Annotated in this window: 18 protein-coding genes; 15 read left to right on the top strand and 3 right to left on the bottom strand. The window is 43.1% G+C overall.

Annotated elements, in window-relative coordinates; all coding sequences use genetic code 11:
* The first annotated feature begins 30 nt into the window (after window positions 1–30).
* From ACO067_RS01270 to ACO067_RS01220, 11 genes are all read left to right on the top strand, one after another.
* On the top strand, window positions 31–378 hold the full coding sequence (locus ACO067_RS01270) for a DUF4296 domain-containing protein (protein ID WP_421869593.1): 348 nt from the start codon (window positions 31–33) through the stop codon (window positions 376–378).
* On the top strand, window positions 378–2,756 hold the full coding sequence (locus tag ACO067_RS01265) for an endonuclease MutS2 (RefSeq protein WP_421869590.1): 2,379 nt from the start codon (window positions 378–380) through the stop codon (window positions 2,754–2,756). Before ACO067_RS01270 ends, ACO067_RS01265 begins: the two co-directional genes overlap by 1 nt.
* 29 nt (window positions 2,757–2,785) lie before the next feature.
* Window positions 2,786–3,106, top strand: a complete 321-nt coding sequence (locus ACO067_RS01260; RefSeq protein ID WP_421869587.1) for a nucleotidyltransferase domain-containing protein — start codon at window positions 2,786–2,788, stop codon at window positions 3,104–3,106.
* Complete coding sequence (locus tag ACO067_RS01255; RefSeq protein ID WP_421869583.1) at window positions 3,103–3,510, top strand: HEPN domain-containing protein; 408 nt, start codon at window positions 3,103–3,105, stop codon at window positions 3,508–3,510. The genes ACO067_RS01260 and ACO067_RS01255 overlap by 4 nt, the downstream gene beginning before the upstream one ends.
* Window positions 3,510–3,740, top strand: coding sequence for a cytochrome b5 domain-containing protein (locus ACO067_RS01250; RefSeq protein WP_421869580.1), 231 nt, complete (start codon window positions 3,510–3,512; stop codon window positions 3,738–3,740). The genes ACO067_RS01255 and ACO067_RS01250 overlap by 1 nt, the downstream gene beginning before the upstream one ends.
* Window positions 3,737–4,555 (top strand): hypothetical protein, encoded by an 819-nt coding sequence (locus ACO067_RS01245; RefSeq protein WP_421869577.1) that lies wholly within the window; start codon window positions 3,737–3,739, stop codon window positions 4,553–4,555. The genes ACO067_RS01250 and ACO067_RS01245 overlap by 4 nt, the downstream gene beginning before the upstream one ends.
* The gene (gene murQ, locus ACO067_RS01240; protein ID WP_421869574.1) at window positions 4,552–5,370 is read left to right on the top strand and encodes an N-acetylmuramic acid 6-phosphate etherase; all 819 of its coding nucleotides are present in this window, start codon (window positions 4,552–4,554) and stop codon (window positions 5,368–5,370) included. Before ACO067_RS01245 ends, murQ begins: the two co-directional genes overlap by 4 nt.
* A gap of 261 nt (window positions 5,371–5,631) precedes the next feature.
* On the top strand, window positions 5,632–8,211 hold the full coding sequence (locus ACO067_RS01235; protein WP_421869570.1) for a TonB-dependent receptor: 2,580 nt from the start codon (window positions 5,632–5,634) through the stop codon (window positions 8,209–8,211).
* A 12-nt stretch (window positions 8,212–8,223) separates the two neighbouring features.
* Window positions 8,224–9,357, top strand: coding sequence for a hypothetical protein (locus ACO067_RS01230; RefSeq protein ID WP_421869567.1), 1,134 nt, complete (start codon window positions 8,224–8,226; stop codon window positions 9,355–9,357).
* Window positions 9,358–9,422: 65 nt separating this feature from the next.
* On the top strand, window positions 9,423–11,366 hold the full coding sequence (locus ACO067_RS01225) for an endonuclease (RefSeq protein WP_421869564.1): 1,944 nt from the start codon (window positions 9,423–9,425) through the stop codon (window positions 11,364–11,366).
* Window positions 11,366–11,935 (top strand): hypothetical protein, encoded by a 570-nt coding sequence (locus ACO067_RS01220; protein ID WP_421869561.1) that lies wholly within the window; start codon window positions 11,366–11,368, stop codon window positions 11,933–11,935. The genes ACO067_RS01225 and ACO067_RS01220 overlap by 1 nt, the downstream gene beginning before the upstream one ends.
* Here ACO067_RS01220 and ACO067_RS01215 read toward each other — a convergent pair.
* The 3 genes from ACO067_RS01215 to der all read right to left on the bottom strand — a co-directional run bounded on the left by ACO067_RS01215 (window position 11,932) and on the right by der (window position 15,015).
* Window positions 11,932–12,741 (bottom strand): ParA family protein, encoded by an 810-nt coding sequence (locus tag ACO067_RS01215; RefSeq protein WP_421869558.1) that lies wholly within the window; start codon window positions 12,739–12,741, stop codon window positions 11,932–11,934. The genes ACO067_RS01220 and ACO067_RS01215 overlap by 4 nt on opposite strands.
* 270 nt (window positions 12,742–13,011) lie before the next feature.
* The gene (locus ACO067_RS01210; RefSeq protein ID WP_421869555.1) at window positions 13,012–13,620 is read right to left on the bottom strand and encodes a SprT-like domain-containing protein; all 609 of its coding nucleotides are present in this window, start codon (window positions 13,618–13,620) and stop codon (window positions 13,012–13,014) included.
* Between the two features lie 81 nt (window positions 13,621–13,701).
* Window positions 13,702–15,015: a ribosome biogenesis GTPase Der gene (gene der, locus ACO067_RS01205; RefSeq protein WP_421869552.1), complete on the bottom strand. Its 1,314-nt coding sequence runs from the start codon at window positions 15,013–15,015 to the stop codon at window positions 13,702–13,704.
* A 331-nt stretch (window positions 15,016–15,346) separates the two neighbouring features.
* Here der and ACO067_RS01200 point away from each other — a divergent pair, with 331 nt between their 5' ends.
* The 4 genes from ACO067_RS01200 (at window position 15,347) to ACO067_RS01185 (ending at window position 21,415) form a co-directional block, all read left to right on the top strand.
* Window positions 15,347–16,075, top strand: a complete 729-nt coding sequence (locus ACO067_RS01200; protein ID WP_421869549.1) for a response regulator — start codon at window positions 15,347–15,349, stop codon at window positions 16,073–16,075.
* 62 nt (window positions 16,076–16,137) lie between these two features.
* Window positions 16,138–19,452 (top strand): PAS domain-containing protein, encoded by a 3,315-nt coding sequence (locus ACO067_RS01195; RefSeq protein WP_421869546.1) that lies wholly within the window; start codon window positions 16,138–16,140, stop codon window positions 19,450–19,452.
* Window positions 19,445–20,440 (top strand): response regulator, encoded by a 996-nt coding sequence (locus ACO067_RS01190; protein WP_421869543.1) that lies wholly within the window; start codon window positions 19,445–19,447, stop codon window positions 20,438–20,440. The genes ACO067_RS01195 and ACO067_RS01190 overlap by 8 nt, the downstream gene beginning before the upstream one ends.
* A 252-nt stretch (window positions 20,441–20,692) precedes the next feature.
* The gene (locus tag ACO067_RS01185) at window positions 20,693–21,415 is read left to right on the top strand and encodes a response regulator transcription factor (protein WP_421869541.1); all 723 of its coding nucleotides are present in this window, start codon (window positions 20,693–20,695) and stop codon (window positions 21,413–21,415) included.
* Window positions 21,416–21,463: the final 48 nt, after the last annotated feature.

The raw sequence follows: 21,463 nt of genomic DNA, 5'->3' as shown, positions 1-21,463 counted from the left end.
AAAATTATACGAACACATAGACTTAAGCTCGTGAGAAATTCTTTTTTTGTGATTCTGGTTCTGTTAATATTCGTTAATTGCTCCAAAAAAGAACCGGAGAGACCTCCAAATGTACTTACACGAGATCAAATGGTTCGGGTTCTCATTGACGTCCATATTTTGGAGGCCAAAGTCAAAAAGTTGTATCTGCCGAGAGATAGCAGCAAATTGATTTACAACCACTACGAAAAAATGCTCTTTGACGAAATGGGAATTACCAAAGAGCAATACACTGAATCCATGAGTTTCTATGTGGATGATATCGGAACCATGAAAGGAATCTATGATCAGGTAGTGGATAGCTTATTGTCTAGACAAAAATCTAATAACATTAATTGATGCTGGAATACCCTAGCGATATTCAGGAGAAGTTAGGAATGGATCAGGTATTGCAACTGGTCAAAGCCAAGTGCAAGTCCAATTATGGTGTGGAGTTCCTTGATAAGGTGAAACCTTCATCTCGGGCGGATGACATTGCCAAGTGGCTGGATCAAACCCATGAAATGGTACGGATTCTTTCCTCAGGAGATAACTTGCCTTCCAGAGACTTTCAGGACCTGAGACAGTACCTCAAAAAGATCAAAGTAAAAGGTACTTTCCTTCAGGGAGAGGATTTTAGCGTGCTCAAGTCCTTACTCACCTTGCTGTATGATTGGACTCAATATGTCAAGAAACATCAGGATGATTGTCCACAATTATGTGCACTGACCTATGGGTTTATCGCTGATAAGGAACTGATCAATGAGATTGATCAGATAGTGGATGAACGAGGTATTGTAAGAGATACTGCTAGTCCTGAACTCGCATCAATTAGAGCTTTACTGATTCAAAAGGAAAAGGCGGTACGTACGGCTATCAACAAAGTGTTACGAAAAGCCATTCAGGATAAACTTACAGATGAAGACAGTGCGGTGACCGTACGTGATGGACGATTGGTCATTCCATTGAAAGCTGAACACAAGCGACGAATCCAAGGGTTCGTTCATGATGAGTCAGCAACCGGGCAGACGGTCTATCTGGAACCAACAGAGGCGCTACAGCTCAACAACGAAGTTCGTGAGTTGCAATACCAGGAAAAGCGAGAGATCGCTAAGATCCTGACCAGACTCACCGATTTGGTCAGAGAGTCTATGGAGGACCTGGAGAAAGGTTCTTTTTTTATTGGCTTAATGGATTTTATTCACGCCAAAGCTGCCTTTGCTTTGCAGGTAGATGGAGTGAAGCCGGAGATTAGCAAGAACCCCCAGGTGAAGTGGTATAGTGCGAAACATCCTTTGCTTTGGTTGGCTCATCAAGCCGCTGGCAAACCGACCATACCACTTTCGCTGGAACTTAGCCGCCAGGAAAACAGAATTCTTGTCATCTCCGGACCTAATGCTGGTGGTAAGTCTGTGGCATTGAAATCAGTGGGATTGCTACAGTACATGTTTCAGTGTGGATTTTTGGTGCCGGTGAGTGAAGCATCCACCTTTGGAGTATTCCGAAACATCTTTTTGGATATTGGTGATACCCAGTCATTGGAGAACGATCTCAGTACATACAGTTCGCATCTCACGGCCATGAAGTACTTTCAGGAGATGGCTGATCGCAACACGCTCTTTCTGATTGACGAATTTGGTACTGGGACCGAGCCTCAGTTTGGTGGGGCTATTGCGGAATCCATTTTGGGGCAACTCAATGACCGCAAGTCCTTTGGGGTAATTACTACGCACTATCAAAATCTGAAGAAGTTTGCTGAGAACAAACCAGGAGTGGTTAATGGCGCAATGAAATATGACGTGGCTGCTTTGGAGCCATTGTTCGAATTGGAGGTTGGGAAGCCCGGAAGTTCGTTTGCTTTTGAGATTGCCAAGAAGATTGGTTTGCCGAAAAACATCATTGAGGATGCCAAAGGAATGGTGGGGACAAGTCAGGTTGATTACGAGCATCTACTCAACTCACTGGAAAAGGAACGCGGCAAGTATGAGAAGTTGACCAAAAAGCTAGAGAAGGAGGAAAGTGATGTGCTTTCGATCAAGAAGGATTACGAAAACCTGAGGGAAATGCTTCAGGAAGAGCAAAAGCGTCTAATCAAAGAAGCTAAGCATGAGGCTAAGCGGATCGTGGAAGAAGCCAATAAGCGTATTGAAAACACTATTCGTGGCATTCAGGAAAGCAAAGCCGACAAAGTCAAAACCAAACAGTTGCGGGAAGGACTGAATCAATATAAGTCGGCTCAAGACAATTCCATTAAAAAGGACGAAAACAAAAGGAAGAAGGAAGAAATTAAGGTTGGAGATAGCGTCACCATTGAAGGCCAGGATACTTCTGGGGAGGTGATGAATGTTAAGGGCAAGCAAGCTCAGGTTCGATTTGGAAATATTATCTCTTTCATTGATCTAAAGAAGCTGAGAAAAGCCAAGGTCTCTCATCAGCAACAAGAGAAACGCTCCCGTCGAGTAGGAGGAGTTAATATGGTGGAGAAAATGACTCAGTTTAACGGCGAAGTGGATGTGAGAGGGATGCGTGCTGATGAGGCACTGATGAAAGTGGACGAATACATTGACTCAGCATTGCTACTGGGAACGGATCAGGTGCGTATCATTCATGGAAAAGGGCACGGAATCCTCCGGGATGTGATCAGGACACATCTCAAAGGCCACAGCAGCGTTGGGAGTGCTGTGGATGAACATGTGGAAATGGGTGGAAGTGGAATTACTTTAGTTACCTTTAAGTAGTTATTTTTGTCCAAGAGTTGATTAATATCATGCTTTCCCAAGAAGAAATCAAACAAGAGATCAGTCGCCTCATCAAAGAGCTAGAACCAGATGCAGAGATCATCTTATATGGTTCGCGTGCCAGAGGAGATGCTGGCGAACATTCCGATTGGGATATTTTGGTGCTTCTGGATTCCGAAGAAGTTACGCTGAAGAAAGAGCAGCAAATCAGACACCACTTATTTGATCTTGAATTGAGAATTGATCAACCCATTTCGATTTACGCGCATTCAAAGCAGAAATGGCAAAATCAACTTTCTGTCACTCCCTATTATTCCAACGTTGCCAATGAGGGAATCTTTTTGAAATGAGAAAAGATTCACTTAAGTCCTACATTCACTATCGAATAGAAAGGTCCCGTGAGACTTTTAATGATTCTGAGATTCTAGCGGATAAAAAGAGATGGAATTCATGTATCAACAGATTATACTATGCATGTTTTTACATGGTTTTTGCTCTGCTGGTCAAAGAGCGAATACAGACCAAAACTCACTCCGGAGTGCATACGATGTTTTTTAAGCACTTTATAGTCACCCAGAGAATATCAAAGGACTTTGGTCAGCTTTACGCAGATCTCTTTGATTGGCGTAATGAAGGTGATTATGGGGATTTCATAGATTTTGATGAGTCAGTAGTCTTGCCAACTCTGGAAAAAGTGGATGTTTTTTTAGCCGAATTGGAGAAAATCATTGTGGCGCAGGATCAGTTGGAATAATGAAAACCTACACCAGATCTCAACTCGCTTTAAGAAACGGACAAGACCGGGAGGAAATATGGATAGCCTATCAGGGTCGGATTTATGATGTAACAGCCTCACGACTCTGGAGAGATGGTAAGCACTATGAGCATTGGGCTGGTCAGGACCTGACGGATGAACTTCCTGACGCACCTCATACAGAGAAAGTTTTTGACAGATATGAACAAATAGGCATCTTAGCAACATGATGGTAATAGCGGATGCGGGCGGAAGTAAAACGGATTGGAGATTGATCGATAATGGTCGAGTGCTGCAATATGTTTCAGGTGGCTTTAATGCCCAAACTCATTCACTCAAACAGTTGACCGCAAGTTTGCCATCGGAAATCAATTGGAGTAAAGTAAATCAGGTGCATTATTATGCAGCTGGTATCTCAGATAGCACTGGTAGTTCGGTGAAAGAATTACTTCAGAAACATACTGTACAATCAAATGTGTTTGTTTATCCAGATACACTTGGAGTTGCCAGGGGGTTGTTGGGCGCAGATGCTGGCTGGGTTGGAATATTAGGTACTGGCAGTGCGGCCTTTTATTACGACGGAAAGACTATTTCCATTCGCAAACCCTCTCTTGGATACCTACTTGGAGATGAAGGCAGTGGAGTGGCTTTAGGCAAAGAGTTAGTTCAGAGATATGTCAGGGGATTTCTTTCAAAAGAGCTACAGCACGTGATCGAAAGGACCTTCCCCGGGATTAGTGAAGCACAGATGTTGGATGAGGTATACCAAAATGGAAACATGAAAACTTATTTGAGTCAGTTTGTTCCTTTCCTGGTAGACAACCAGTCTCATCCAGAAATTCATCAGCTTGTCGCATATTGTTTTGAACGATACTTTGAGGCTTATTTTGAGAACAAGTCACCAGAGACCATTGCGTTTTCGGGCTCAGTCGGGTTTCTGCTGGGTAATATTCTTCAAAAGGTAGCAAGGAGCAGGGCAATTAGCATTCAGAGAACTGTTCAAAGCCCTATAGCAGGTCTAACATTATACCACCAAAGATTATGAGCAAACTTCCCGATACCGAAAAAACCTCCAAATATGATCACATCGAGAAGATGGATACGCTGGAGATTCTTAATCACATCAATGAGGAAGATCAGTCGGTAGCCCATGCGGTGTCAGCAGTTTTGCCGGCTATAAAAGCCCTCGTCGATCAGATAGCCATGCGCATGCAGCAAGGAGGTCGATTGTTTTACATAGGGTCAGGAACAAGCGGTCGGTTAGGGATTGTCGATGCTTCCGAGTGCCCACCCACCTTTGGAGTACCTCATGATTGGGTTATTGGTATAATAGCTGGGGGAGATGGAGCTATCCGCAAGGCCGTGGAGTTTGCTGAAGATGATCAGGAGCAAGCTTGGAAGGATTTACAGGCTTATCAACCAACCTCTAAAGACTCAGTTGTTGGGATAGCAGCCTCGGGCACTACTCCATACGTGATAGGAGGTGTTCAGAAAGCACATGAAAATGGATTGCTTACTGGGTGTGTCGCTTGCAGTTCAGGATCACCATTAGGCGAGGCTGTAGAGTTTCCGGTAGAGGTAGTGGTAGGGCCCGAGTTTATTACAGGTAGTACACGGATGAAAGCCGGAACTGCACAGAAAATGGTCCTAAATATGATATCCACAGCCGTAATGATCCAGCTGGGAAGAGTACAGGGCAACAAAATGGTGGACATGCAACTGACCAACACCAAACTGGAAAAAAGAGGTGTCAGGATGCTGATGGATGAATTGGATATTTCAGAGAAAGAGGCATTTGCCTTATTGACAAAAAATGGGAGTGTACGGGGATCTATTGAGGCCTATAAAAAGTCAATGTGAACTTATTATTCCTAATGTTACCTGAATGTTAAGTATAAAATTTTGATTAGTTGTGGTATTGAAATAGGGTGTTTTGTATCTCTTTCAATAATGAGTATAACTTTCTAAGAATACCAAAAAATAAGGATTAACTATAGAAGGTTGATAAGGAATGTTATCCTAAGTTTATAAATTTACATTAAAACTTAACTATTCTGAAAACTCCATAGCAATCAATAGTTCTACTTTTGCAGGAGAAATTTAAATCAAACAGTAAACGCAATGAGGAAAACTTTACGCAATTATGCACTGTTCGCGGTGATGTCTTTGACATCATTGGTGACTTTCGCTCAAAGCAAGGTTACAGGTACTGTAATCGATGCTGAAACAGGAGAAGGTCTACCTGGAGCAAGTGTGTTCATTAAAGGAACAACCACTGGAACAATCACCGACTACAACGGTGAGTTCAGTTTGTCAGTTGAAGGTCAAACTGCAACTGTAGTAATCTCTTTCGTTGGATTCCAAACGGAAGAAAAGACAATCAATCTAAGCGAAACTCAATCATTAGGAAAGATCGCCCTTTCAGCTGGGAATGAGCTGTCTCCACTTGAAATTATCGCTTCTGTGGCAGTAGAGAGAAAGACTCCTGTTGCAGTTTCTTCTATTAAGAGAGATTTGATCGTAGAAAGAGCCAGTAACCAGGAATTCCCTGAATTGCTTAAAAGTACACCAGGTGTTTATGCTACCAAACAAGGTGGTGGATTTGGTGATGCTAGAGTAAACGTTAGAGGATTTGGATCTGAAAACGTGGCAGTAATGATCAATGGTATCCCTGTTAACGACATGGAAAACGGAGCTGTATACTGGTCTAACTGGGCTGGTTTGACTGCTGTGGCACAGAGTGTTCAGGTACAAAGAGGTCTTGGAGCAGCTAAGGTAGCTGTGCCATCTATCGGGGGTACTATCAACATTGTGACAAAAGCTGCCGATCAGGAAAAAGGTGGCAGCATCACCTACGGTATCGGTAACAATAATTGGACAACCACTGGTCTATCACTTTCTACTGGATTGACAGACGAAGGATGGGCTTTCACCATCTATGGTTCCAGAACTACTGGTGATGGCTGGACTGAAGGACTTAATTTCGACGCTTACAACTACTTCTTCAATTTGAGTAAAGCAATCGGTAAAAACCACACAGTTTCATTGACTGGATTTGGTGCACCACAAACTCACGGTCAAAGAAGTACTAGACAATCTATTCAGGACTGGAAAAGTCACCCTGATGGCATCAGATACAATCCAGACTGGGGCTATCTGAACGGTCAGGTATACAACAGATCATTTAACTTCTACCACAAGCCACAATTCTCGTTGAACCACTACTGGACTGTGGATTCTAAATCAGAATTATCAACTTCACTATACGCATCTTTTGGTACTGGTGGAGGTAGAAGAGATGGTGGTGACGATGTGCCTATCGTAGATGGTCAGTATGACTACACTGCTGCATTTGACAGAAACGTAGCCAATGGTGGCGAAGCGATCAGCTGGATTGCTGCATCAAACAACGACCACAAGTGGTTTGGAGTGTTGAGTACTTATTCAAGAGAGCTGACCAGCAATCTAAACATCATGGCTGGTTTGGATTTAAGACAATATACAGGTATTCACTACTACTCTGTAACTGACCTTCTCGGTGCAGAATACGTGATCAGTGATGACAATGAAGACGGTGTGGATCGCGCAATCGGTGAAGGTGGTCGATACAGCAAAGACTACAGAGGTCTTGTAGGATGGCAAGGTGTATTCTTGCAAACTGAATATGAGCAAGGTGACCTTGCGGCTTTCGTTAACTTGTCAGTTTCCAACACAGGTTATGCGATGGAAGAAAGAATGTACGAAAACAGAACGTCTGATACGTACAACTTCCTTGGTTATCAGATCAAAGGTGGTGGAAACTACAACCTGACTAAGAATCACAACGTGTTTGCAAATGCAGGATACTTCGAAAAAGCACCAATCTATGATGCCGTTTTCAATAGCGAAAGAAGCAATGCCGAAGCAACTATCAACGTAGATGCTAAAAACGAAAAAGTAATGAGTCTTGAACTTGGTTATGGTTACAAGTCTACATTCTTCAGTGCCAATATCAATGCTTACAGAACTTCATGGTTGGATAAAGCTTACACTGCTACAGTGCCGCTTTACGATCTTGATGCAGATGGTAATCAGGTGGCTGTAGGTGCTGGTGTAAGAACTGAAAACGGATACGCCAACATCCTGGGTGTAGATGCACTTCACCAGGGTATTGAGTTTGATTTCAAATACAAGCCTTTCTCTGCTCTTGAAATCGGTGGTATGGCTTCACTTGGTGACTGGACTTGGGCTAGTAACGTGGATTCTACTATCGTTCGTGATCAGAACACAGGAGATGTACTTCCTGACGCAACGGTTGATGGATTGTTCATCAAAGACCTGAAAGTAGGTAACTCTGCGCAAACCACTTTCGCAGCAGATCTAGACTACTACATCATCAAAGACCTAAAACTAGGTTTCTCTTACAACTACTTTGGTAATATGTATGCTGACTATAGCGTAACGAACAGAAACACTGCCCCAGAAAATGGAGCAGTAATGCAGCCTTGGGAAGCACCAGCTTACTCTACTGTAGACATGAGATTGGTTTACAACTTCAAATTTGGTCCATTCGATGCGAAGTTCCTTGGCAACATCAATAACCTTCTTGATACCGAATACATCTCAGATGCTACTGACGGTCAGGGAAGCGTTGCCAGAACAGCTACAGTGTACTACGGTCTTGGTAGAACATGGACAGCTACTATTAAAGTAAACTTCTAAAGAATTAGAACAATGAAAAATTTATTTATATACTCTCTCGCAGCACTCACTTTTCTCTTTACGGGATGTGAGGAGTCTCTAGACGATATCTACACCGAGCTAGAGATCAACGAAGAAGGTGATCCAATCAATGTTGTTAAAGACTTTGAATACACCCTTACAGAAGATGACTATGATATCGTAGATCAGTCTTTCCCTAACTTTAGTGGTGAAGATGAAGCCAAAGAGAAAGTGCCTACTATTATGGCTGAGTTGTACACGTACCTGGCTGATGGTTCGTCTGCACTAGTGACTTATGACGTATACAATGGTAGTTCTCCTTATTTGGCAGCTGGCTCTGAAGCGACAGTAACAGACGCTGAGTACGATGAGCTAGGTTACTCCTATGGAAACTTTGATGACTTGGAGGGTGACTTGCCAATCTATGCAGCTTATAAAATGCCAGATGCCTCTACAGGAGCGTACATTGATGTAACTCACGACTATTATAATGGAAGCTTTGTGGAATATGATGTGGAAAGCAGAGTAGTGAAAACAGCTCCTTACGGATGGATGTATGTTTGGCCTTTGCCATCTGATTCATACAGAGACTACTTTGGTGAGTCATTCTCTAATTTCAGCAACACTGACGAAGCTGAAGAGAAAATTCCTTATTACCTAAAAGATACATTCAAGTTTGCTGAGGATGGAACCAGCATCCTGGTAGGTTATGTGTACTACGATGGTGGTGTTCAGGAAGACCTGGCACACTACACTTTGGTTAATGGTGAGTGGGTAATTTATGGAGCGGCATTCCAGGTAACTGCTCAGTCTTTGTCATTCGGATTGATTGACGGAGAGTGGGTGCCAGACAATACCATCAAACTAGATCTTGGTTTTGATGACTGGATGTGGATTGCTGCTAACTGGTCAGACAAAAACCCTGAAGGTGCAGAATCAGTAGAAGCATACAGAAACTTTGATGTAACTCTTTGGACAGATCAGCAACGATTTGATGCTATTACTGGAAGACTTCTTGAAGTGTATCCAGATACAGAGGAAGGTCAGAAATATTTGGTAACCTACGCTACCTGGGAGCCAGGTGCTGGTTCCAGATCACTTTATGTGATTTTCGAGGGTGGTGAATTCGTGCCATTCGAGCAATAATCTCACAATATTCTAAACTTAAAGGGGAAGCTAGCGCTTCCCCTTTTTTGGCTTTAATTGATTTTATGAAAAACATCATTACACTCTTATTTGTCCTTTTAAGCGGAAGTCTGATGTCCCAGTCAATTCCAGATGGCTACTATGACGGCACCGAGGGGCTAAGCGGCGAGGATCTAAAAAATAAACTTCATCAAATCTCCAGAGGACATACCGTTCGTGCCTATGGAGAGTTCAGGGACACAATACTACCCGACCTGGACGAAGACCCCGACAATGAAGACCATATCATCCTGTTCTACAAAAACGCCTCCATCCCAAAACAGAACTTTGCTTCAAACAACGAGCCCGACTTTTGGAACCGCGAGCACACCTGGCCATCATCTCATGGGTTTTCAGACAACTCAGATACGGCCTACACTGATGTCCACAACCTTCGTCCGTCTGATGCAACAGTGAATGTTTCGAAAAGCAACAAGGACTTTGAGGACATAGAAGATATTGCAGAAAATGAGGAGGGTGAAGCCCCCGACACCTACACCGATGAGGATTTTTTCGAGCCCAGAGATGCAATCAAAGGAGACGTGGCCAGAATTTTATTCTATATGGACATGCGCTATGAAAGCTCTAGATTGGATCTGGACCTGGTAGATAGAGCCACTTACACAGGAGATCCCGAACTTGGCGTGCTGAGTACATTGATTAAGTGGCATGAAGACGATCCTGTGGATCAATATGAAATAGATCGACATGAGAAGGCTTATGGCTATCAAGGCAACAGAAACCCCTTCATTGATCACCCGGAATGGGTGGCAGAAGTCTGGGGTAGTAGCAGTGATCCTTATCTGGTAGTAGATCAGCTCAATTTTGCTTCTGATTTTGGAACGGTTGCTGCCGGGTCTACTTTTTCTCAGCAGTATACACTAGCTGCCAATAACCTGACGGCAGATGTGACTGTGACGGTAACCGCACCATTCCAGGTATCGGCAGATGGTCAGTCTTATGCTGATCAAGCCACATTTGTTCATGCTGCAGGAGAAACAAGTGAAGAGTTCACAGTCTATTTACAGTTTGCGCCTGAAACCGAAGATGGTGCTTCTTATCAGAGAGAAGTGACTCACAGCTCCTCCGGGGCCAATGATGTTAGCCTCAATGTGATGGGGACAGAAGGAACAGTGGAGATTCTCTCTATTGCAGATGCTCGAACTAAGGATCTGGGTACAGTAGTGCAGGTAACCGGAGTAGTCATAGACGAAGGTAATAACAGTGGCAATAGCAGAGTCATCTATGACGGAACGGCCGGTATAGTGGTCAGGAGCTTTGACGCTGGAAATGAATCAGCGCCACTAGTCAAGGGAGACAGTGTCGTAGTAAGTGGAGGCTTATCTGAGTATAATGAATTGCTACAAATAGAAGAATCACCAATCGTGATCACATTGGTAATGCAGGGGGCCAACTTACCAGATCCCAAGGTGGTATCCATCTCAGATGTGGGAGAGGAGTTGGAGTCACAGCTCATTCGCTTGGAAGGGATCCGATTTGATCGTCCGGGTGGATTGTTTCAAGGTGGAGGATCTGCTGGTAACTTCACTATCGAAGATGGTACAGGAAGCTTGATTTTAAGAATAGGTTCATCAGCGCACCCACTGGTTGGTACCACGGTGCCCGAGGGAACCTGGGATGTCATAGGCTTTGTGGGCCAATTCGGGTCTGATTATCAGATATCACCCCGATCCAATGATGATCTCATTGAAGCAGGAACAGGAGAGGTGCTAGCCATCAGCAAGTCAGTTTTCACACCATATCCCAATCCTACAGTTGATGAGTTAACAGTGGAGGTTACTGATCCTGTAGAGGTGAGCATTTATAATGTGAATGGGCAGGTGATGAAGAATTATGTGCTCGGTCAGGGTAAAAATTCAATTTCCATGAACGATTTTGAGGCAGGATTGTATTTTGTTCAAGTAGTAAACGGAACACAAACTAAAGTCTTTAAAGTCATTAAAAAATAATGCACGAAATAGAACCATATTTTGGGTGGAATGCTCATTATGACGCCAGTCATGATGAGCGTTCTCCTTTTTATGGAAAGGAGTACAACTACGATCTCTACTCAGAAAACATCTATGGCTACTTCATAGATCCGGGTTGGGACTTTTTTGGATCAGAGACCCTCTACCTCAAGGTTCTGTATGCAGACTATCAGGAAGGGTTCATCGTGATGGAGTTTATCGGTGAGTGGAATGACGCTATCAACAATGACATCATGCATCTCAAACGCAATGTTGTTGAACACATCCTCAGCATGGGCGTCAATAAGTTTATTCTCATCGGTGAAAACATCCTCAACTTTCATGGAAGTGATGATAGCTACTACGAAGAATGGTTCGAAGAGGTAGAGGAGGGATGGATTGCTGCTATTTGCTTTCGAGATTTTGTAGAAAGTGAGATGTCCATTTATGAGATTGACAATTACATCAACTTTGGTGGTAAACTTCAGATCATCAACTGGCGCACCATGACCCCCAGGGCACTCTATGCAGTAGTCAATTCCATGATGCAGCGGAGACTTGGGGTCTAATCCCTCATTTTTTCCAGCAGTTCAGGCAGTACATAGTCTGGATTGAGTGTTTGACTATGAAACTTAGAAAGTAGCTCCTCACTTAGCTTCATAAAATCATGAGCAGCTGTATTGTCAGGAGAATAGTCGCCTATGGATTTGCCGATATCATTGGCCTCACCTACTTTAATGGATCTACTGACCGTGCAGTCAAGTATCAAGCTACCAAAAGTAGCTTTAGACTCTTCAAATTTCTTGGCCGTCAGATTCATACTGCCATTAAACATATTGAAAAACACCCCTAGGATGTTCAGTGACTGATTTTCCACAGCGGCCAGATAGGTCATAAGGGTCTGTACTCCTGTAAGCGAAAAGTTGTCTGCAATGGCCGGAATGAGAATGTTTTTGGAGGCACCGATTATAGACTTTACCAGCACCCCGAAGTTAGTAGGGCAGTCCATGATGATGAAGTCGTAATCATTACGAAAATGCATGAGCAATTTTTCGATCATGCTTCGCCCAAAAGAAATGAACTGATTATTGCTTTCTGTTTGTGTCATTTGTAGATCTCCAGGAATCAAATGGAGATATGGAGTGATTTCCTCAGGCTGCGGGTTCACATCATGATCGTGCATGATTTTTTTGAGATAAGTGAATACCGTAGTGCTTTGGTGATCTCCGGCTATGGAGTTGGTGAGATTGCACTGAGGATCGAAATCCACCAGCAAGACTTTAAACGATTTGGACCAACTAATTCCAAGGTTGAGTGCAGTTGTCGTTTTACCCACGCCTCCTTTAAAGTTATAGATGGAAATAGTATTGGCCATAAAGCGTTATTTTGAGTTCAATTTAATCAATGTACGTCACAGTTTGAATAGTTATAGAATATAAAGGAATTATTATATTGTGAAACAGGCGTTGCCTGCTCCCACACGTGATATTCCAATGGATGTCAAGCCTCGGCAAAGAACTACATACCTAATTTGTAGTAAATTTTAATTAAAAACGTCCATTTCATCGGTTTCCACTGTGATTTATGATCCAGGGATCAGAACTTCAAGCATTTGCTTTTACTCACCTTGATTGATAGGATTGTGCTACTCAGAATCTGGTTTTTTCACTCTTGCAATTTCTGATATCAGGTATTTTCGTTTACTCTCCACAGCCTGACAGACGCTGCGAGTGCGCTTTTTCTCCAGTTTCACATAGTGCTTCCCCTGAAAATCAAAGAGCTCACCGATGGCGATTTTGCTAAGTGGAATCAGATCGGTAGGTCCATCAAAGCCCCTGAGTATGTTGTAAAGAACTGGGTCACTACAGCTGGCAGCTTTTGGATTCTTAAAATAATTATTCAGTGCCAGTAGGACCGGAGGTGGAAATACCTCTTCATTTAAGACTGGTTTGGCTACCCGCTTGAAGTTATTTTTCCACTCCATACCGTGCGGAGCAGCTTTGCGGCCATGTTCATCAAATGTTACCAGGTGAGCCACTTCATGTAGGTACGTCACCAGGAAGGCGTAAGGATTCAGATCATTGTTGATGGTAATGGTATGCTTCTTCGTTTGTGGCGAGTAGCGATAATCACCGAGCTTGGTCTGGCGATTTCTTTTGATTTTAAACTCAAATCCAAAGTAAGTATACAGCTTGGCGCAGTAACCCACTGCTGGAGCAGGGACGAATCGCCTAAACACATCTTCTGCAGTCACGGACTCAAAGAAAATGAAAACAAGCTAATCCTGGTAGCAGAATTATACTGAATTATGACAACTCCAAATATTAATTGAAGCCTACTTCTGTCTGAAGACTGTTTTGATGGGTACTCCTTCGAAACCAAAATGTGCTCGAAGTTTATTCACCAGGAAGCGTTCATAAGACTCTTTGATGTCTTTCGGGTGATTGCAGAAGAACGCAAAAGTTGGTGAAGGAGTAGGGAGCTGGGTAATGTATTTGATCTTAATGTACTTACCTCTGACTGCAGGTGGTGGGTAGTTTTCGATTTCCTTCAGCATCTTATTGTTGAGCTGAGAGGTGCTGATTTTCTTGTTTTTGTTTTCAGCTACTTCCAGTGCCACTTCGATGGCTTTAAAAATACGCTGCTTGTTCAGCACACTGGTGAATACCACCGGGATGTAACCTAGCGGCCCCAGCTTTTCAGCAATGTGTTTTTTGTACTCATCAGCGGATTTGGTGTCTTTGGTGTACAAGTCCCACTTGTTAACCATGATCACGCATCCTTTTTTGTATTTGTGTGCGAGGTTGATAATGTTGAGGTCCTGGGCTTCTAATCCGTTCATTGCATCTAATATCACGATGCATACATCCGAATCTTGCAATGCCTGAATAGCTCTTAGTACGGAGTAAAACTCAATATCCTCTTTAACCTTTGCTTTCTTACGAATCCCCGCAGTATCTGTCAGGATGAAGTCTTTTCCAAATAGATTGTATCGACTATCGATCGCGTCTCGAGTAGTTCCAGCAATATTGGTGACAATAGAACGGTCTTTACCGAGTAGTGCATTCAGGAACGAAGACTTACCCACGTTAGGTCTACCAACTATAGCTACCCGAGGCAAAGCTGGAGCATCCTCATCAGGTTCTGGTTCTGGATCGAAGTGCTCTACCACCGCATCTAGCAGGTCCCCAGTACCTGATCCACTGATGGAAGCAATCGGGAAAATATCTTCTGTAAGGCCCAACTGATAAAACTCACTGGACATATACGAGCGCTCCGCATTGTCAGCCTTGTTAGCTACTATGATGACCGGCTTCTTGATCTCCCTAACCACATTGGCAAAGTCCTGATCCAAACCGTGAAGTCCGGTATGGCAGTCTACCATGAATAAGATCACATTAGCTTCATGTAGTGCCTCTTTTACCTGATCACGAATGGCTCCTTCGAAAATATCCTCAGATCCTTCCACATATCCACCTGTGTCAATAACGGTAAATGACTTTCCATTCCACTCAGAGTACCCGTAATGTCTATCCCTTGTGACCCCGCTTTCATTGTCCATAATCGCCTGTTTTTTCTCCACCAATCGGTTGAAAAAAGTCGATTTACCTACATTGGGTCTGCCTACTATTGCTACGATATTTGCCATGCTGGGCGCAAAGGTAGAGTTTTTAGTCCTAATGATCTGCTAAAAGGTGCATTCTGGCAATAATCATAACTGAAATAGGAGCTGGAGGCGGAGCGATATGTGGATAGTAACCTCCCAGCCAGTAAGGCTGGTTGCATAACAACAGCAAAATCACAGGATTTTATCATGGAGTTGTAGGTAAAACGCCTATAAATTTTGGTGTATCTGGAAAGGTGATTGCCTAGGAAAGGAGTTCAGCCACCAAAGTTTTAAATTGTGTGAGTGCAATTTTTTAGTCGTAGAGACTTATACTGGATCTTACGATGAGCATATTTTGGTTGATTGCTGCTGTATGAATTATAAAGTTCTAGTCATTGAAGACGATTCTGGTATACGTGAGACACTCTGTGATCTGTTGATCACTATGTCTTATTCTGTAAAAGCGGCATCTAATGGGCAGGAGGGATTGGAATGTCTGATGGCGGGTAAACCGGATTTGATTATTTGTGACATCATGATGCCTGTAATGGGTGGTATGGAGTTTTTAAAGCGGGTCAAATCTGATGAAAACTATTGGTACATCCCGGTATTGATGTTGACTGCCAAAATTGAATATGAGGATCGAGAGAGAGCCTATGAGATTGGGGCGGATGATTATCTGGTAAAGCCTTTTGAGATCAAGGATCTTACCTTTCGAATAAAGTACCTGATTGCGCTTAGGGAAAACATTTTCAGCAAATCATTGAATCGTACTAGCCCACTGGATATGCATGTGTTTTTAAATAAGCTAAACTTTGCCATTCAAATCAATCTGCATCAATCACATCTAGGTAAGGTGGCCAAGGAGTTGAACCTGTCTGAATCAAGCCTTCAAAAAAAGGTAAAGTATCATACTGAGCATACCTTTAGCGAATACCTGAAGCGCTACAAACTTAGCCGAGCCAGGGCACTTTTGGAATCTGGCGTGTGTAACGTCAGCGAATCCTCCTCCAGAAGCGGCTTTAAGAATTTGGCACATTTCTCCGATTCCTTCAAATCATTCTATGGGGTTTCACCTTCAAAAATTTTAGCTGAGATGTAAATGTTTGACTGCAGAGGTACTTGAGCAAATAGCAGTAGTTAATACCCATAAGTTTGCCATACATGAATTCAAACACACAGAACACCTTTGAGGAAAGAAGAAAAGAGAGTCGTCATTCGCGACCTTTTGCTTTTTTGCCTCCAGGATCTGATGTGCACTATTGGTCCGAGTCTCTTTATCATATGCTGGAATTAGATCCGGGGATAACTGCCAACTTTGAACTCATGCTCAGCGTCATTCACGAGGAAGACAGACAAAGAGTACTCGAGCAGTACCAGCAGCTTTTAGATGCGAATAATAATCAGCCGATTCTCCGATTTCGTGCAATGTGCTCCTCGGGAAAGGTGAAGTATGTTACCGCTATGCTCCAGATAGATCAGATTGGTAACGGTCAGGGGTTACTTGCAGTGTTTGAATTTGCTGATTCCTACAGGTCCCACGCTTTGTCTATTGACCAGCTTACTCGTAAGCAATCTCTGAGTGAGTTCTTTGCAGGGATTGGTTACTGGGAATATACGCCTGATGCCGATCATATGGTATGGTCAGATCAAGTCTATAGAATGCTTGGAGTATCTCTAGAGCAATCGATTAGTTTTGAATCATACAGCGAGTCCTGTTTTCCCGAGGATCTCGAAACCTTTGAGAATACTGTGGCAGGGTTGAGTCCGGAGTCTCCCAAATTTCAATATACTGCACGTCATATAGTCAATGATCAACTGTTTGTTGGGTTAAGTAGAGGTACTTCCATATGGGATGGAGACCGCATGGTCAAATTGATTGGGAGCTTTGAGGACATTACCTACGAGCATCAATCCAAGGAAAAGCTTAGAATCATACAGGAGACCACTCACGTAGGTTGGTATGAGATTAACCTGTTTGATAAAAGGCATTCGCTTGCTTCCACACAGTACCTGCGAATGCACGGTTTAGAGTATTTCGGAAGGATGCCTTCTCTCAATGAACTGCTATCTGTGGTTCATCCAGAAGATCACGAAAAAATCGTTGAGGCAAGAAATAAGCTGTATGCTGAATACAAAGACTGGCCACCTTTTGAGTACCGGGTAGTTCTCGACAATGGGGCCATAAGGCACCTCCAGAGCACAGGACAAGTCACTCAATCACCCTTTGATGACCGACCTTTCAAAGTACTGGGAATCATTCGTGATATTACCGATTTTCAGGAGAAGAAGAGCCAGCTGGTCCGGGCTCAGCAGCTTGCCAAGCTCGGCTGGTATGAGCATGACATGCGAACGTTCGAAAACAGGATTTCTCAGGAGTTTTTAGATATCCATGAATTGAAAACATTCAGTGACAATGCACTGCGGAATAAAATTCATCCAGACGATCGAAAGGAATTAGACAAGGTCAGCGAGGAATATCGAAATTATCAAAACGGCTATTCATTTACTTACCGCATCGTATTGGAGTCTGGTGACTACCGGTACATTCAGAATATAGGTCAATATGAGTCTGATCCTTCTACGGGTGAGCTTGCCAAAGTTGTGGGTACGGTTCAAGACATTACGCAGTTTAAAATGCTGGAGGAGAAGCTGCAGGAAGCCCAGAGCGTCAGCAATACCGGTTGGTTTGAATTTGATATTCTAAAACCTCAACTAAGCAGCTTTTCTGAACAGTGGTTGGACATGCACTGCTTTGAGGAGAAGCCAAAGCACATCGATGAGTTTTTAAATAAGTTACATCCTGTTGATCGAAACCTGATCCCGAGTTTGGATACCTTTTTACATGGGATGCCAAGTGAATGGAACGGGTTGGAATATACCATACTGGATCAATATGGCTTCAAAAGACACATCAGCAATAATGCACGAGTCATTCACATGGATGGTAAACCTGTAAAGATTTTTGGCACTACAAAGGATATCACTCAAACCAAAATAACAGAGCGTGCGCTGTTAGAGAGTGAGAGAAAGTACAGATTGATATCAGAAAACAGTAGGGATGCCATTCTTTTATTAGAGTCTAAAAAAGATCAGATGTTGATCAGTTTTGCTTCTGACTACTCAGAGAAATTATCTGGCTATACCAAGCATGAACTTCTGGGCATGGAAGCCACCCAACTGATGCATCGTGAAGATCGCGTGTGGTTTACCAAAGACGTTTTGCCTAAGCTCGTTTTTGGTGAAGAAGATATGACCATTTCATTCAGACTGTTTTGTAAAGATGGTTCCTATCGGTGGGTGGAGGCTGCAATTAGTGTGATACTGGAGGAAGTGCCCGTAAAGCTCCAGTTATCAGTACGGGATATCAGTGACAGAAAGCAGTACGAACAGCAGCTCATTCGGTCCAATAATGACCTGAATGCGATGATCAAAGCATCCGATAATATCGTCTTTACCATCACAAAAGACCGACGGTTTGAAGCTGTTATTTGCAATGATGAGCAAAAGCTGCATCAACCGATAGATCAGTTTATTGGAAAAGAAATAGGCAAAATTTGGGAGGATGAAACGGGCATGATTCTTTGTAAAATGGTTTATCGGGCAATTACACTGGGCGTGTCTGAACAGTATGATTACCCATATACGATCAAAGGTCAGTTCAATTGGTACAGAGCAAAAGTTCATCCTTTTATGGGATATGATCATCAGCTTCGGGTCAGTGTGGTAATTGAAACCATTACCACCGAAAAGCGAGCGGAGGAAGAGCTGAAAAGAACAGTAGAGATGGAACGAGAGCTGTCCAGAATGCGCGCGAGTTTTGTTTCTATGGCGTCACATCAGTTCAGGACACCACTTACCGTGATTAAGTCCAACATGCAACTGCTGGAAGCCTCCGGTAGACAAGATGCATTGAGCCAAAAAGTGTCCAGAAGACTTACTAAGGAAGTGGATCGCCTCGTAAGCCTGATGGAAGATATTCTTATTTTGGGTAAGGTCCAGAGCGGTGCTATCCAAAAGAGAAGCAAACCAACTAATCTCGTCACTCTGGTCAAGAGGCTTAAGCGAGATGTAGATTTGGCTCAGACTGATGGTCGTGAACTCTTGATATGCAAAGCTGGAGAGCCAGTTTCATTAATGTTGGATGAAGGTCTGATGCGCCAGGCGATTCTCAATCTGGTCACCAATGCATTCAAGTATTCCATGAAGCGACCTTCTCCTAAACTGACATTGGATTATACCCAGCCCGACTTTGTCTATCTGAAGGTTGAAGACTATGGAATGGGAATTGATCAAGAGAACCTTTCACGAATTTTCAAAGACTTTTTCCGCTCAGAGCGAGTGGCAGATATACCAGGCACAGGTTTGGGGCTATCTGTGACCAGTGAGTTTTTAAAAGTAAATGGGTGCACTGTAGATGTGAAGAGTACTCTAAACGAAGGATCTGCATTCACTATAACCATACCGCGAAATGAATAACAACAAGATGGAGAAAATCCTTGTAGTGGAGGATGAGGAAAATATAAGAGAAACCCTGCAAGACCTGCTGGAGTGCAGCGGCTATAAGGTAGTTACAGCCAACGATGGTGAAGCTGGTTTCTTCAAAGTACTCAAGGAAAGTCCGGACCTGATCATTTCAGACTTAATGATGCCAAAGATGTCCGGGTTTGATCTATTAGAAGCCGTTCGGTCGTATGGTAAAAGCAAGTTTACTCCATTCATCATCCTTAGCGCTAAATCGGAAGGAAGCGATATCCGATCTGGGATGAATCTGGGTGCTGATGACTACATTATGAAACCATTTGATCACAAGGATCTATTATCCAGTATTCACTATCGGTTGAGTCACAGAGACGAACTGATACAGCTAATCAAGCAAGCTGAGAATGAGCGGATGCGTATGGACATACACGACAATGTGCAGCAGACTGTGGTGAGTTTACGGATGGGTATTGAGCGGCTCATCGATAGTGATCAAATCGATCCTCAGGCGCTAAAGACCGAACTACTTTATCTGAAAAAGGGTCTGGATGTGGCCTTCTTGCAAATCCGAAATCTGATCAATGGCAATGCCTCTCATGACCTGTTGACCAAAGGATTTAGAGAAACGTTCAACCGAATGATTGCTAACTTTCAGCAATACACGCAGATAGAAATTGCCGACTACTATCATTGGATCGATGAACCACCTCTCCAGCAAAGTGTCGAGTTAATACCAGTGATTTCAGAGCTCATGACCAACATTGTCAAGCATGCGGGAGCTAATCAAATTACCGTGACGCTTGAAGAATTGGATGGTACCAAACGACTTACTGTTACCGACAATGGAGTGGGATTTGATGTGGCGGAGGCAGTAAACAATGGTGGCCTGCGAAATCTATTCATGCGGATAGAAAAGATCGGGGGAGAACTCGACATTGAGAGTAAACCGGGAGAGGGTACTTCCAATACAATTGTATTAAAATAGCGCCTCTACAAACTGCCAACATTGATTAGGCAAAACTGATTGATTAGGCTTGAATCTAGCTATTGGTTTTCTATTGAAAATAAAGGAATGACCTGAACGTTTGTATATAGGTAATTTGCTTAATGCTCTCTTTTCACCTTTAGGTGAAATACCTAAAATCCTATCTCTAACCTTCGTTTAAGCTATTTTTAGACCTGATTGGATTATATTTCTCTTGATTAATTAATAGTCAGAAATTGACTAACGCCGTAAATGAAGAGAATACTTATTGTAGAGGATGACGAAGGGATTCGTGAGACTGTAGCAGATATCGTAGAATCATTGGAGTATAGAGCGCTGGAAAGCAAGAATGGTTTGGAAGCTCTTACGTTACTGGAGTCCGAACGACCCGATCTCATCGTATCAGATATCATGATGCCCCATATGGATGGCAACACTCTGCTGGAGCGTCTAAAGTCTGATCAGTATTTATGTACCATACCCGTGATCATGCTCACCGCAAAGGCGGACATTGACACGAAATTGGAGAGTTATAAGATGGGGGCGGATGGCTACATTACTAAGCCCTTTGATCTGAGAGAGCTCTCTTACCTGATCAAAAATCTCATCAATCTCAAGGAAAATCTCCTGCTGGAAGCTGTAACACCTGTGGGCAACTCTGAGCCTGAGTGGCGATTTGTGCAGGAACTCAATCAACTGATCCAGAATCAAAAATCTCAGATTAGTTTGAAAAATGCTGCCGAACAACTTCAGCTATCTCCCTCAGGATTGCAAAAGAAGCTCAAACGCTACAGCAATCAGACGTTTCAGGACTATGTGAGGATTTTTAAACTATCCAAAGCAAAAGCCTTGTTGGATTCTGGAAAATGCAACGTAAGTGAAGCTGCAACGGCATCAGGATTCAGCAGTTTGCCGGCATTCTCGAGAGCATTCAAAGCGCAGTTTGGGCTATCTCCCAGAGAATTAGTTAACTAAAGGCGTAAAAGTTTTACCTGAGAAGTAAACAGTCATTTAGTGAGAAGA

Origin of the sequence: Marinoscillum sp., from assembly GCF_965229915.1 — a bacterium.
GTDB lineage: Bacteria > Bacteroidota > Bacteroidia > Cytophagales > Cyclobacteriaceae > Marinoscillum.
The sequence above is the reverse complement of the archived record's forward strand: the minus strand, read 5'-3'. Positions and strand labels throughout refer to the sequence as shown.